Source organism: Campylobacter sp. MG1 (assembly GCF_026616895.1).
Lineage (GTDB): Bacteria > Campylobacterota > Campylobacteria > Campylobacterales > Campylobacteraceae > Campylobacter_E.
In genome coordinates this window covers 1-437 of sequence record NZ_JANYME010000047.1, presented here as the reverse complement: position 1 = coordinate 437, position 437 = coordinate 1, and the positions used below count along the sequence as shown (strand labels likewise).

At 35.0% G+C, this 437-nt stretch carries 1 pseudogene; it reads right to left on the bottom strand.

What is annotated here, in order from left to right:
* Positions 1-437, bottom strand: a pseudogene (locus NY022_RS09625) (ketol-acid reductoisomerase); the annotation flags it as partial.

The window sequence follows — 437 nt, the reverse complement described above, 5'->3', positions numbered from 1 at the left end:
CTATAATACCTGTTCTTCCGCCACCAATCGCACTTGCATAACTTAAAGCTAATTTTTTAGCCATTTTACTTTCATCTTGATGTACAGCTATCAAACAAGGAGTCCCACCACCTATACTAAATTCATGTCTTACGGTGTGTCCTGGTGCTTTTGGTGCAATCATAATCACATCAATATCTTTTGGGGCAATAATTTGACCATAATGTATGTTAAAGCCATGAGCAAATGCTAAAGTTTTTCCAGATGTTAATTGCGGTTTGATTTCTAAATTAAAAATATCACTTTGAAGCTCATCAGGTGCTAAAATCATAATCACATCAGCTTCTTTTGTAGCTTCTTTAACACTTTTTACAGCAAAACCAGCATTTTGAGCTTTACTCCAACTTTGCCCATCTTCTTTTAAACCTATGATAACATCAACCCCACTATCTCTTAAA